The sequence below is a fragment of the Sphingobacterium sp. UBA5670 genome, from assembly GCF_002420705.1.
Lineage (GTDB): Bacteria > Bacteroidota > Bacteroidia > Sphingobacteriales > Sphingobacteriaceae > Sphingobacterium.
The window spans coordinates 39,462-52,743 of record NZ_DIIM01000021.1 but is presented as its reverse complement, the minus strand read 5'-3'; the positions used below and the strand labels follow the sequence as shown (position 1 = coordinate 52,743).

At 41.4% G+C, this 13,282-nt stretch carries 10 protein-coding genes; 7 read left to right on the top strand and 3 right to left on the bottom strand.

Translation table 11 applies throughout. The features are described from left to right. The first annotated feature begins 97 nt into the window (after window positions 1-97). The 3 genes from prpB to B3C94_RS18190 all read left to right on the top strand — a co-directional run bounded on the left by prpB (window position 98) and on the right by B3C94_RS18190 (window position 3,697). The gene (prpB, locus tag B3C94_RS18200) at window positions 98-973 is read left to right on the top strand and encodes a methylisocitrate lyase (RefSeq protein WP_293906302.1); all 876 of its coding nucleotides are present in this window, start codon (window positions 98-100) and stop codon (window positions 971-973) included. Between the two features lie 10 nt (window positions 974-983). Beyond that, window positions 984-2,135 (top strand): bifunctional 2-methylcitrate synthase/citrate synthase, encoded by a 1,152-nt coding sequence (prpC, locus tag B3C94_RS18195; protein WP_293906300.1) that lies wholly within the window; start codon window positions 984-986, stop codon window positions 2,133-2,135. Between the two features lie 110 nt (window positions 2,136-2,245). Continuing rightward, complete coding sequence (locus B3C94_RS18190; protein WP_293906298.1) at window positions 2,246-3,697, top strand: bifunctional 2-methylcitrate dehydratase/aconitate hydratase; 1,452 nt, start codon at window positions 2,246-2,248, stop codon at window positions 3,695-3,697. 283 nt (window positions 3,698-3,980) lie between these two features. Here the strand turns inward: B3C94_RS18190 and B3C94_RS18185 are convergent, their stop codons facing one another. Both B3C94_RS18185 and B3C94_RS18180 read right to left on the bottom strand, forming a co-directional pair. Further along, a complete protein-coding gene (locus tag B3C94_RS18185; protein WP_293906296.1) occupies window positions 3,981-6,092 on the bottom strand; it encodes a 3-hydroxyacyl-CoA dehydrogenase NAD-binding domain-containing protein in 2,112 nt (703 codons plus the stop codon). A gap of 26 nt (window positions 6,093-6,118) precedes the next feature. Next, window positions 6,119-7,291 (bottom strand): acyl-CoA dehydrogenase family protein, encoded by a 1,173-nt coding sequence (locus B3C94_RS18180; protein WP_293906294.1) that lies wholly within the window; start codon window positions 7,289-7,291, stop codon window positions 6,119-6,121. Between the two features lie 265 nt (window positions 7,292-7,556). Between B3C94_RS18180 and B3C94_RS18175 the strand changes: the two genes are divergently transcribed. Further along, complete coding sequence (locus B3C94_RS18175) at window positions 7,557-8,735, top strand: thiolase family protein (protein ID WP_293906292.1); 1,179 nt, start codon at window positions 7,557-7,559, stop codon at window positions 8,733-8,735. Between the two features lie 64 nt (window positions 8,736-8,799). On the opposite strand, the gene B3C94_RS18170 is transcribed toward B3C94_RS18175, so the two are convergent. Further along, a complete protein-coding gene (locus B3C94_RS18170) occupies window positions 8,800-9,018 on the bottom strand; it encodes a hypothetical protein (RefSeq protein WP_046672939.1) in 219 nt (72 codons plus the stop codon). A 305-nt stretch (window positions 9,019-9,323) separates the two neighbouring features. Between B3C94_RS18170 and B3C94_RS18165 the strand changes: the two genes are divergently transcribed. The 3 genes from B3C94_RS18165 (at window position 9,324) to B3C94_RS18155 (ending at window position 13,221) form a co-directional block, all read left to right on the top strand. Then, on the top strand, window positions 9,324-10,064 hold the full coding sequence (locus B3C94_RS18165) for a sensor histidine kinase (RefSeq protein WP_293906288.1): 741 nt from the start codon (window positions 9,324-9,326) through the stop codon (window positions 10,062-10,064). Next, window positions 10,054-10,776 carry a LytR/AlgR family response regulator transcription factor gene (locus tag B3C94_RS18160; protein WP_293906286.1) on the top strand — a complete coding sequence of 241 codons (723 nt, stop codon included), beginning with the start codon at window positions 10,054-10,056 and terminating at the stop codon, window positions 10,774-10,776. The genes B3C94_RS18165 and B3C94_RS18160 overlap by 11 nt, the downstream gene beginning before the upstream one ends. Before the next feature lie 177 nt (window positions 10,777-10,953). After that, window positions 10,954-13,221, top strand: coding sequence for a cation:proton antiporter (locus B3C94_RS18155; RefSeq protein ID WP_293906283.1), 2,268 nt, complete (start codon window positions 10,954-10,956; stop codon window positions 13,219-13,221). Window positions 13,222-13,282 lie beyond the last annotated feature (61 nt).

Sequence of the window (13,282 nt, the reverse complement as noted above, 5' to 3'; positions counted from 1 at the left end):
GTCCGATAAATGGACGTCTAAACAAAATAAACTTAAATAGCATTCATAGCTTGCATCTTGACAGGTTATGATGTGTTGAATTTCAAAATTCGATATGATGATTAAATCTCCCGGTTTCCTTTTTAAGGAGGCAATTAAGAACGAAAATCCGTTGCAAGTTGTTGGGGCTATTAACGCCAATCATGCCCTTTTGGCCCAGCAGGCTGGCTTTAAAGCAATTTATCTTTCTGGAGGTGGTGTTGCCGCCGGATCCTTGGGAATCCCGGATCTTGGCATTACAACGCTGCAGGATGTTTTGATTGATGTTGACCGCATTACAAATGCCTGTGATCTTCCACTGCTGGTGGATATTGATACGGGCTTTGGCCCCTCGGCATTTAATGTGGCGCGTACCATAAAATCGTTAATTAAAGCAGGTGCAGCAGCAATACACATGGAAGATCAAGTCGGCGCGAAACGCTGTGGGCATCGCCCCGGAAAAGAGCTTGTGTCAAAATTCGAAATGGTTGACCGGCTGAAAGCTGCTGTGGATGCGAGGACCGACAACGATTTTGTCATCGGTGCACGCACTGATGCTCTTGCTTCTGAAGGCCTGGAGCTTGCTCTTGAAAGGGCCGTTGCTTATAAGGAAGCAGGAGCAGACTTTATCTTCGCCGAAGCGGTGCATCAATTGGATCAATATATTCAATTTAGCGCAGCGACTGGCTTACCTGTTTTGGCTAATATCACCGAATTTGGGCAAACTCCTTTGTTTCACCTTGATGAGCTGCGTCAGGCGCATGTCTCCATCGTGTTATATCCCTTGTCCGCTTTTCGGGCTGCCAATAAAGCTGCAACAAATGTGTATCATCATATCCGACAAGATGGTAGCCAGGCGAAAGTGATTGACCAGATGCAAACGAGAGAAGAGTTGTATAGAAGTATCGATTATTATGCCTATGAAAATCGATTGGATAAATTGTTTAACAAATAATTATAGACAGATGGAAGAGACAAAAGATACTAGTTTTAAACCCAAGAAAAGTGTTGCACTCTCGGGAGTACCCGCTGGGAATACCGCGCTGAGTACTGTGGGTAAAAGTGGCAATGATTTGCATTATAGAGGGTATGATATTTTAGATTTGGCGTACCAGGCTAGTTTTGAGGAGGTGGCTTACTTGCTTGTTTATGGTAGTTTACCAACGCAGGCGCAGTTAACTGGCTATCAAAGCCAGCTGATTAGTCAGCGTGGGTTGCCGATTACCGTTCAGCAAGTACTGAAGCAGCTACCGTCTACCGCCCATGCGATGGATGTCTTGCGGACTTATGTCTCTTTTTTTGGAAGTGTATCACCCGAAAAAGAAAGTCATCCCATTGCTGGTGCACGGGATATCGCCACCCGTCTGATGGCTTCCATGGCTTCAGCTTTGCTATACTGGTATCATTTTAGTCAGCATGGACGCGAGATTCAGGTGGAGACCGCTGATTCCACTTTAGGAGGGCATTTCTTGCACCTGCTTCACGGTAAATCCCCCTCGGCATCTTGGGTAAGGGCCATGCAGATTTCGCTTAATTTATACGCTGAACATGAGTTTAATGCTTCGACCTTTAGTGCGCGGGTCATCGCCGGAACAGGATCTGATCTGTATTCCTGTATAGCAGGTGCTATTGGTGCACTTCGTGGTCCCAAACACGGCGGAGCCAATGAGGTAGCATTTGAAATCCAGAGCCGTTATGCAAATGCCGACGAAGCAGAAGCCGATATCCGTAAACGCTTGGCAAATAAAGAAGTTATTATTGGTTTTGGCCATCCTGTGTATACGATTTCGGATCCAAGAAATCAAGTAATTAAACAGGTAGCCAAGGAGCTGTCCGAAGAAGCAGGAGACATGACACTGTATCTGATTGCAGAAAGATTGGAAAAGGTGATGTGGGAAGAAAAGAAAATGTTTCCAAATCTGGATTGGTATTCCGCTGTATCCTACCACCTGATGGGAATTCCAACCGAAATGTTTACGCCATTATTTGTTCTTGCTCGTATCACCGGCTGGTCAGCACATGTTTTTGAACAACGGCAAGATGGAAAAATTATCCGGCCAAGTGCAAATTATATCGGGCCCGACGATAGACCCTTCGTCCCTATTTCCGAACGATAAATTGGGGTTGAGGAATAAACAGTAGTTTCTGTCAGGGATAATTTGACCGCAACGAAGGGTAAAAAACAATGTAAAGAATCTCGAACGATAGTCTTATACGAAATAAAATAATGAGTTCAGCAATATCAAATGAAAGACCACAGCCAGATCAGGTTTTAGTGGACATTGTGGACTACGTCCTAAATTATAAAATTGAAGAAAAAGCAGCATGGAATACGGCATTTTACTGTTTTCTTGATACCATAGGTTGTGGCTTGGAGGCTTTAACCTATCCTGCCTGTACCAAATTGCTGGGGCCGATTGTACCCGGGACTATAGTACCGAATGGTGCTAGGGTGCCGGGCACTAATTTCCAGCTCGATCCAGTGCAGGCAGCATTTAACATCGGTACAATTGTTCGATGGTTGGATTTTAATGATACTTGGCTTGCTGCAGAATGGGGACATCCATCTGATAATCTCGGCGGGATTTTAGCTGTAGCGGACTGGTTGAGTAGGACTCACATCGCAAATGGTCAGAAACCTTTGAAAGCTAAGCAGCTGCTGGAAGCCATGATCATGGCGCATGAGATACAAGGTGTTTTGGCCCTCGAAAATTCATTCAATAAAGTAGGCTTAGATCATGTTATTTTAGTAAAAGTAGCTTCAACAGCGGTTGTGGGTCGAATGATCGGGCTGACAAAAGAGGAACTTCTTAATGCGGTTTCTTTGGCCTTTGTGGACGGACAGGCATTGCGTACTTACCGACACGCTCCCAATACAGGTAGCCGAAAATCTTGGGCCGCAGGTGATGCTACTTCACGTGCCGTTCGTTTGGCCTTGATTGCAAAGACTGGAGAAATGGGGTATCCGTCTGTTCTGACCGCGCCAATATGGGGATTTTACGATGTGTCTTTTAAAGGCAATGCATTTAAGTTTCAACGTGCCTACGGATCATATGTGATGGAAAATATACTCTTTAAAATTTCCTTCCCTGCCGAGTTTCATGCACAGACGGCTGCCGAAGCTGCAATGCAACTTCACCAGCAATTGAAGGAACTCGGGAAAAGTAGTGCAGATATTGCGCGCGTGACAATTCGTACACATGAAGCCGCCATCCGAATCATCGATAAAAAGGGACCTTTGCATAATCCTGCAGACCGCGATCACTGCATTCAGTATATGGTTGCCGTCCCTTTAATCTTTGGCCGTTTGACAGCTGAAGATTATGAAAATTATATTGCTTCAGATCCGAGAATAGATGAGCTTCGCGATAAAATTTTCTGTATTGAAGACTCTCGATTCACCTCAGACTACCACGACCCACAGAAGCGGGCAATTTCAAATGCTTTGACAATTGAGTTGAATGATGGTACGCTATTGCCTGAATTGGTTGTCGAATACCCAATAGGTCATCCAAGACGTAGGGCGGAAGGAATACCTAAGTTAATCGAAAAATATAAAACCAACCTTGCGCGGGTATTTTCTGAAAAGAAACAGCGGCAGATACTCGAAGCAACATTGGACTATGATACTTTTGTTGATCAGGATGTTTCTTATCTTATGGATTTGTTTGCACAATAAAAATATTAAAATAGGGGAGCAAATCGCTTCCCCTATTTTAATCATATTGCCCTGATACTGCTAAATTATTCAATTCAGATAACTTTATTCTTACTGTTTGGCCGTTTCATCTTTTTGCTGAATGGTCCGTTTCTTATCAGCAGGAAAAGATCTTGACTCGGTTTTCGCAACTGTTGGTCCTTTCGAAATCATGGAGGTTTTTAAGCCTAAGGGTGATATTACAGTGCTAATCGTGTTCAAACTATATCACTGCAGTATTGGGTAAAACGAATAAGTGGATCATCTAATGCCAGTTTGAAAGGAAGCCAGTATAAAATTTGAAATTCCTATTCGCTAATTCCTTTAATGATTCCGGTACATCCCATTGTTCACCGTAAGCATGAAATGCTTCACATTCAGCTACAAAAATCGGGAGGGTTGTAAGGTCGATATGACCAAATACCCCACCTGTATAAGAAGCATAACCTACTCCCAGGATGGAACCAATATCTCCGTCAATAGGTCGGTCAATTATACCTCCCTCCAGACAGCGGTAGCTATCTAGAGCCATGACGTGGAGCAGTCTCTTACGAATAATTGAAGGTGTTAAAGTGTTTTCTGATATCGGTATCATTGGATTTTTCCAAATTGTTTTCTTTTTGCTTTCTAGGTCGTAATCGTAAAATCCAACGCCTGATTTTTTACCTTTTCTTCCCTGATCAACCATTTTCCTGAGGTAGCTATATGCCCGTTGCTGGCTGGCGTGGAGCGCAGGAAATTGATCGTAAACATGAAGCATCAATTCCAGAGATATTTCGTCCAATACTGCCAAAGGGCCCACTGCAAATCCTGCTGCGACCGCTTCCTCTTCGATCAGCAAAGGAGAAATTCCTTCCAGTACCATTGTGATGCCCTCCAGTAGATAGTTGAAGAAAATGCGCGACGTAAAAAATCCCGGGCCATCATGCACTATTATTGGAATTTTATTAAGCCTTAATGCTGTTGTAAGTGCCTTCTCCAAGGTGATTTCATCAGTTTCTTTTCCGCAGATAATCTCCACCAGTGGCATGCGGTCCACGGGAGAAAAGAAATGCATACCGATAAAACTTTTGGAATCATGAGCTGCTTTTGCAAGCTCAGTAATGGGTAAAGAGGTTGTATTTGAGGCGAAAAAGCCGTTGTCTGCCAAATAGGGTAGGCATTCCTGGGTTACGGCTGCTTTTAAAGAAAAGTCTTCAAATACAGCTTCTATAATACAGTCCGATCCATTGAGGTCGCCGACTTTTTCCGTAGGTTTTATGCGGGAAAGCAATTGTTCCTGTTGAGATTGGTTCAGGATTCCCAGAGCCAGCAATTTTTCGCAAAGCTGAGTCGAATAAGCTTTCCCTCGTTCAGCCTGAGTGACGGTAACATCTTTTAAAACCACTTCGATTCCTGCCCGGGCAGCTTCGTAGGCGATACCGGACCCCATCATTCCCGCTCCCAAAATTCCTATTTTGTTTAAGCTATAGTTATGCAGCAGCCGGATTCGGCTTGGTGATTGCGCGTCTTGAACGCCATAGTAAAGAGTTCGGATCATATGGAGCGGTTCGGGGCGATTGAGCACTTCAAGATATAAAGTTACCTCTTGCTCGATAGCTTGGGGTGGGGTGGATGAAGCTCTTTTCTTTAGCAATTCGACGGCTGCATTCGTTCCGGGGTATAAGCCACGTGCCTTTCTTTGGATATTTAGAATGGCTTCAGGGCTTACCTGATCTATTTTTTTGGTTTCCTTGTCTGGAATCAGAAGGGGATTCTTAAGAATCCATTTTTTTGCCAGTAATATGCCCTCGTCTTGTTGCTGCGAAACTTCATCAATTAATCCCTGTTTGTAAGCTTCTTCACTATTCATGAGCTTGCCCTGCGTCAGAAGATTTAAGGTAGCGGAATTCCCGATCAATGAAGGTAAATAAATGGTACTTCCAAAACCTGTAAACAAACCGTATTTGCTTTCCGGGAAGCCAAATTTGAGCTTTTGGGAGGCAATACGGTAATCAGCCCATAGCATAGTTGCCAATGCAATATCAGTACAGTTGTCTGTAAAAACCGAGACGATAGGCTTTTTTGACTCTTTCCAAGTCGATACTTTCAGTATAAGTGACTTTAAGATTGATGCAGTCGAATCACTAGGGGAGAATTGATTAAATAATTGGGCATATTCGATTTTTCCGGATGCAATCGGACAATAATAGATTATACCAACTGTATCTTCCTGTTTGAGCGTAAAAGTAACTAAATCGACAAATTTTAGGAGATAATCTACGATATGCAGTTGTTCGGGGAGTATCTTTGATAGGGGACTTATCGTCGCAATCTGTTGGTTATCCCGCTCGATGTGGAAAAGGGATTGTTTTAAAGAAAGTTTATTTTCATCCATAATACCAGAAAATTGATAGGAATATTTTAATTAGATTTACCGGATTGATAAGTGATATTATCTATTGTCATTTTTGCGATAATTTCGAGCATGATTTCTGACGTTCCACCGATAATTGTGCCGACACGTACATCCCGATACAAGCGTGCTATTTTATAGTCTTCGGTAAATCCATAACCACCAAATAGTTGGAGACACTGATTGACCACTTGTACTGCGAGTTCGCTCGCTTGTAATTTAGCAATCGAGCATTCCTGTACTGCATACTCATGCTGGTTTTGAAGATCACAGCAATGATAAACAAAGGCTTTAGTTGTGGCGATATCTGCAGCCATTTGTGCAATGCGATGTCTGATGGTTTGGAATTCCTGGATTTTTTTTCCAAAAGCTTCCCGCTGTGCGATATACTCGAGTGTATATTGAAGGGCAGAATCTGCGGTTGAAATACTATGAATGGCAGCAGTAAGCCGCTCCAGTTGGAGGCCGTCCATTAAATAACGAAATCCTTCACCTTCTTTCCCGACAAGGTGGGAAATGGGAACCCGGACATTGTTAAATCCCAATTCAGCAGTATCTGATGCATGCCAGCCTAATTTGTTAATCTTATTTGTAGAAACTCCCGGCGTATTTTTCTCGATAATTAGTAGACTAATACCCTTTGTACCTTGATTCGGATCGGTTTTTACCGCCGTGATAAAGAAATCCCCGTAGTAACCATTGGTAATAAAAGTTTTGGAACCGTTGACAATATAAAAGTCACCATCGCGAACTGCGGTCGTTTTGATGTGTTTTACATCGGAACCAGCACCGGGTTCAGTAATTGCAACTGCACTGATCATATCGCCAGCGATGACCGGTTTAAGATAACGTGTTTTTAGCTCATCTGAACCATATTTCAATAAATAAGGGGCCGACATGTATTGGATAACAAGTGCGGAGATGGTAAATCCTCCTGAGAAGCAATGGGACAATTCTTCACAGAGCACGAGCGAATAATAAAAATCGAGGTCAACTCCGCCATATATTTCTGGATAATTGAGCCCCATGAGTCCCATGTCACCCATCTTCTTCCAGATACTTCGATCTATTTCTCCCCGTTTTTCCCAGTCGTCGACGTAGGGAATGATTTCTTTTCGAATAAATGCGCGAAGTGTGTCGCGAAAAATCTGATGTTCAGCTGTAAACCGGATTGTCTGCATAATCGTTTATCTTGCTACTGGTTATTTTATATGCGTGGGTTTATGAATGCCCATGCGCTCGGATTTTATGTAAACGAATTTAAAGAAAAGCCTTCGCTTTTGCGAATTTTTATTCTTTATTTTCTGTTAAATTGTTTAGGTAGGGAAGTTTATTAGTTGATTTTTGTCCATTTATTTTGTTTTGATGCAAAAAAATAAAACCGAGTCGTTGTGTTGTCTCTGTTATATTTTTTATCTTTAGACATAATTATAAACTTTTTATACCATGTCAAAGAGAGTATTTATCGTTGCGGCGAAACGTACGCCAATTGGAAGTTTTGGCGGGGCATTGTCGTCTATCTCGGCTCCAGATCTCGCGGCTCATGCTGTACGCGCTGTCATGGCTGAAACAGCTGTCTCTACTGATTCAATTGATGAAATTATTATTGGTGCCGTTTTGCAAGCTGATCTGGGGCAGGCCCCAGCCCGGCAGGTTGCCCGATTGGCTGGTTTGTCAGATCATACTTCCGCAACAACGCTCAATAAGGTATGTGCAAGTGGAATGAAAGCAATAGCGGTGGCTGCGCAGTCCATTTTATTGGGAGATGCCGACATCGTAATTGCAGGTGGGATGGAGAGCATGAGTCGAGTGCCATTTTATGCAAATACCGTGCGTTGGGGCGCCAGGTTTGGAGCTCAAAATCTCAGCGATGGCTTACAGCGAGACGGTCTTAGTGATGCCTATTCGAATGAAGCAATGGGTGTCTTTGCAGAATTATGCGCTGAAAAATATGCGATTAGCCGCGAAGACCAAGATAATTATGCAATCAGTTCTTATAAGCGCAGCCTCGATGCCTGGCAAAAAAATAAATTTTTAAAAGAGGTTCAGCCTATAGCAATACAAACGCGTAAAGGGGAAATGACCGTTTCACGGGATGAGGAGTTTTCTCAAGTCAATTTTGATAAGATACCCGAACTTAAACCCGCCTTCAAAAAGGATGGAACGGTCACTGCAGCAAACGCATCCACAATCAGTGACGGGGCTGCGGCAGTACTTCTGATGTCTGCTGAAAAAGTGAGTGAGCTCGGCCTTATCCCATTAGCCGAAATTGTGGCTTACGCCGATGCCGAACAGGCACCAGAGTGGTTTACAACCACACCAAGTGTTGCCGCGGAAAAAGTATTGAAGAAAGCTGGACTGACGGTTTCAGATATTGACTATTTTGAATTTAATGAAGCTTTTTCTGTTGTAGCTTTGGCAAATGCACAAATTTTAGGCTTGTCCTTGGATAAGGTAAACATTTATGGTGGTGCAGTTTCCTTAGGTCATCCCTTAGGTTGCTCAGGAGCGAGAATTATAGTAACATTAAGCAGTATCTTAAGGCAAGAGGGAGGGGCTATTGGACTGGCAGCAATATGTAATGGTGGCGGTGGCGCCTCTGCGATGATTATAAAAAAGATTTAAGTTCTTCGTCCAGATAATGCTCCTTACGTTTTATCTGGACGGAGTTTACGTTGAACTAATACCACTATTCTTCATATAAACGACTGGCTTCAACGCCATGTAGTGCAAGTTCTGATTCGATTTCCGTTGGATTTAATCGAATGCCTTCTATGGTTAATAGATTATAAATAGAATCCAGGTCGATTTTCCATTCGTGGATGCCATTCAATTTTTCAACAGCCTGTTTGATTTTGTCTACAAGACTGGGATGTTGTGCATTAGTTTCGAAAATGAGCTTTTCCATAGTGTTTCATATTAAGCCTGATAGAAAACCAGGCGGGTTTAACCAAAATAGCGCAGACAATCATTTGATCGGCTAATTACAATAGTCTCAATATAAGGATAATATTCTGAAATTAATGTTTTAGAGTGACTAAATTGTAATGAAACTGTTAATTTTTGTAATAAATATATTGAAATTTTATAGTTGTATTTTTCAGTTTATAACGCATTGAATTCTGTTTAGTTGTAAACTAATATTTATTTTTTACGATAAATGCTTTCCAGTGCTGTATTTTCATTTGTAATGAAATTTTAACTAAGTTTGGGATGAACATGACGCCTGAGATCTTTTATATAATCATTCTAATACTGCTTACAATTGTTGTTGTACTTTCTGGCTTGTATATCGTTTTAAAGCAAAAATACAAGAAGCTTGCAGTAGAAAACAAACGGCAAAAAGAGCTTTTTAATCGCATGGATAACGGGAAGATGGAGCATTTCCATCGCGCTCAGTTAAATCCCCATTTATTGAAAAATTCACTGAACGGTATTCTTTCCCACGCCTACCAAACCTATTATACGATGGACAAATTGGCTATGGTCTTGGACTATGTACTTTATGAAAGTGAGGATGAACTTGTTTCACCTAAGGCCGAGATTGAATTTGCACGTAATCTTATCGAAATTAATAAAGTTAAGCTTAGCCCATTATTTGATATACGTGTTAAATTCGATGTGGACGAACTGGATGATGTTGTGTTTGATACACCGACTTTGGTTCCTTTAATGACAGTTGATTTGATCGAAAACGCATTTAAACATGCTGACTTCCATGGTGCTGATTCCTTTATCTCCATTAACATGACATTTAGGGACGGAATATTGGATCTTGTTGTAAGTAATCGAATATCAAAACGTTCTCCTCTGCAAAAACAGAAAAGTGGAATAGGGAGCAAGACTTTGGAGGAGCGTCTCATGTTATATTACCCCGATAAGCATACATTACATCGGTTTGTAGAGAATGACGTTTATAGTGCTCACCTTCAAATCAGATTATATGCGGATTGAGAGAAATTTAAAGTGTATACTGTTGGATGATGAAATGCCAAGTTTGCGTTTTTTGAAAATGCTCTGCGAGCAAATTCCCGGACTGGAGGTTGTCAAGGCTTTTAACGAGCCGGTTGTATTGTTGCAGGAGTATAAAGAGCTAAATTTCGATTTTTGTATTTTGGATATTGAAATGCCTGAATTTAACGGATTTGATGTAGCTAAGGTGTTAAAAGAATACCCGATTGTATTTTCTACAGCCTATAAGCAGTACGCAAGTGATGCTTTTGATATCAATGCCGTTGATTACATGCGCAAGCCGATATCATTACAGCGACTTCAACAAGCCATTATGAAAGTAGAACAAGTCCTCAACAGCCAGCCGGAAACGATTTCTTTTGCGCAGTTTAATACGAATAAGGGAAAGGCAATACTTTATTTTGAACAGATTAATTACATTCAGATTGCTGAAGTCGATAGTCGCGATAAAAAGGTATATCTGTCGGATGGCTCCCTCGTTTTGCTTAAAAATATAAGTTTTGACAAGTTGCTCGGAATCCTTACAGCTCCTGATTTTATCCGCATCAATAAAAAAGAGATCATTGCAGCCAAGATTGTCAAATTTTTTTCTGCGGATGAGATAACAAGCAATTTATTGGATGAGCAGAATCAGCCTCTACTTTTTAATTTGGGCGAGTCGTACAAAAAGGTGTTCCACGATAAGTTCAGTTGATTACAAAATTCTTTAGTTTCATTACATTTTTTCCTAATCTGACGTTTCTGGCAGCCTTAAAACTGCGATAGAATTATATTTTTGCTGTGACCATATGTCGGAGCACTCGTTGCCTAATCGATATTGGTGGAGATTAATATGCTATTGTCACTACAGTTATTTTAATTGCTATTAAAGATGAGAAAATACAGGAATTCGATCTTCTATGTCGTTCTGATAGGTACATTACTTGCAGTAATGTATTGGGTAATTCATTTAGGGACACAATTACAGGCTCCCGAATTAATCGGTGGTGAAAAGACAAGTAATGGTGCTTGGCAAGATTTTACATCAACTTTACTACACAGTATCAAGCATCCCTTGGCTATTCTATTGGCTCAGATTGTAACTATTATTATTGCTGCCCGTATCATGGGCTGGATTTGTATAAAGATTAAGCAGCCTGTTGTGATTGGAGAAATGCTGGCGGGAATTATATTGGGGCCATCTTTATTAGGGCTCTATTTTCCGGAGTTTTCACATACGCTTTTTCCGATTGAATCATTGAGCAATTTGCAGTTTCTGAGCCAGATCGGACTGATCTTGTTTATGTTTATAATTGGAATGGAACTCGATTTGAATGTGCTCCGGAATAAAGCACACGACGCCGTTGTGATTTCTCACGCAAGTATCGTGATTCCATTTACGTTAGGGATCACCTTAGCCTATTTTTTATATTTATTTCATCCACCGACCAATGTTGAGTTTTTATCCTATAGCTTGTTTATCGGCATTTCAATGAGCATTACCGCGTTTCCGGTACTTGCCCGAATTATACAAGAGAGAGGATTGCAAAAGAGTAGGCTGGGAGCAATGGCGATTACCTGTGCAGCTGCAGACGATATTACGGCTTGGTGTATACTGGCTGTAGTGATTGCGATTGTAAAAGCGGGTGATTTTGCCAGTGCATTATATACTATTGCAATGGCTGTTGCCTATGTACTCATCATGATTAAGATTGTACGTCCATTTTTGATGCGGGTAGGAGAGGTTAAAGGGAGTAAGGAGGCTTTAAGTAAACCTGTTGTTGCTATTTTCTTTATCGTGTTATTGTTTTCGGCATATGCGACAGAGGTGATCGGTATCCATGCCTTGTTTGGTGCGTTTATGGCTGGAGCAATTATGCCGGAGGGAAGCCGTTTTCGGACAGCATTTATCGAAAAAATAGAAGATGTTTCCACATTGCTACTATTGCCTTTGTTCTTTGTCTATACTGGCCTTCGTACCCAAATTGGATTACTCAATGACCCGCAGCTATGGATGATTACGATTGTCATTATTTTAGTCGCGGTTATCGGTAAATTTGCTGGCAGCACTTTAGCCGCTCGTTTTGTTGGCCAAAGCTGGAAAGATAGCTTGAGTATAGGTGCGTTGATGAATACCCGGGGACTGATGGAGCTTATTGTACTGAATATAGGTTATGACCTCGGTGTTTTAAGCGCTGAATTGTTTTCGATGATGGTGGTTATGGCATTAATTACTACGTTTATGACAGGACCATCCCTCGATTTAATTAATTTTCTCTACCGGCCCAAGAAAAATTCATTGCAGGGGGATCTTCAAAACAAGGCAAAGTTTAAAATTCTGCTGTCATTTGCGAAAAGTAATACAGGCATTTCATTGCTGCATTTAGCAAACGCTTTAACACTGAAATCAAAAAAGAATGCAGAGATTACCGCGTTGCATATCGAACCTTCCAACGAATTACATCATTATGAAGTAGAAACCCAGGAGTTAGACAGTTTTCGTGAGATCAAACAAGTGGCTCAGGAATTAGAACAGCCCATACAGACCGTCTTTAAAATCTCGGGCGATATAGACAGTGAAATTGTTCAGACTTCCAATGAAAGAGAACAGGATCTGTTACTTTTAGGAGTGAGCGAATCCATTTATGAAGGTAGTTTACTCGGTCGATTTTTAGATTTTACTTCGCGGATCGTAAATCCTGAAAAGCTGTTTCATACGGTAACAAATGCGGAGTCTCCATTCACTACTTTCGATCGAAATCAACAGATTAATGCGAAAGTCAATGCTATGGTAGGTATCTTGATCGATAAAAACTTTGTAAAAGCAAGACGCGTGATTGTTCCTATTGTATTAAAAAACGACGAATTTTTATGTGAAATGATTCAGCGTCTGATTCAGCATTCGGATGCGCAGATTATCGTTTGGGATCTTAACCAGGTCCTGAGACAGAAGGAGAGTTTTAAAGAGAAATTGAGGCAATTGGAGCAACTTGTTCCCAATCATCTGACGATAACTGAAAAAGAATTAGACCATGAGGCCTGGCAGGAACAGGATCTGATGTTGATAAGCTTGCCCAGTTGGAACAAAATCGTCAATAAGAAAGTGCACTGGCTTCAATCAACCCCCTCAACGCTGTTGATGGCAGATAGAAAGCCGTAAAAGAAAACAAAAAGCCCCTAGATCCATGATTTAGGGGCTTTTTGTTAAGGCTCTTTAAGTG

Excerpts from the sequence above, each read along its gene's own strand:
- B3C94_RS18180 (WP_293906294.1), bottom strand. The coding sequence starts at position 7,291 with ATGCAGACAATCCGGTTTACAGCTGAACATCAGATTTTTCGCGACACA.
- B3C94_RS18170 (WP_046672939.1), bottom strand. The coding sequence starts at position 9,018 with ATGGAAAAGCTCATTTTCGAAACTAATGCACAACATCCCAGTCTTGTA.
- B3C94_RS18190 (WP_293906298.1), top strand. The coding sequence starts at position 2,246 with ATGAGTTCAGCAATATCAAATGAAAGACCACAGCCAGATCAGGTTTTA.
- B3C94_RS18175 (WP_293906292.1), top strand. The coding sequence starts at position 7,557 with ATGTCAAAGAGAGTATTTATCGTTGCGGCGAAACGTACGCCAATTGGA.
- B3C94_RS18185 (WP_293906296.1), bottom strand. The coding sequence starts at position 6,092 with ATGGATGAAAATAAACTTTCTTTAAAACAATCCCTTTTCCACATCGAG.
- B3C94_RS18165 (WP_293906288.1), top strand. The coding sequence starts at position 9,324 with ATGAACATGACGCCTGAGATCTTTTATATAATCATTCTAATACTGCTT.
- prpB (WP_293906302.1), top strand. The coding sequence starts at position 98 with ATGATTAAATCTCCCGGTTTCCTTTTTAAGGAGGCAATTAAGAACGAA.
- B3C94_RS18155 (WP_293906283.1), top strand. The coding sequence starts at position 10,954 with ATGAGAAAATACAGGAATTCGATCTTCTATGTCGTTCTGATAGGTACA.
- B3C94_RS18160 (WP_293906286.1), top strand. The coding sequence starts at position 10,054 with ATGCGGATTGAGAGAAATTTAAAGTGTATACTGTTGGATGATGAAATG.
- prpC (WP_293906300.1), top strand. The coding sequence starts at position 984 with ATGGAAGAGACAAAAGATACTAGTTTTAAACCCAAGAAAAGTGTTGCA.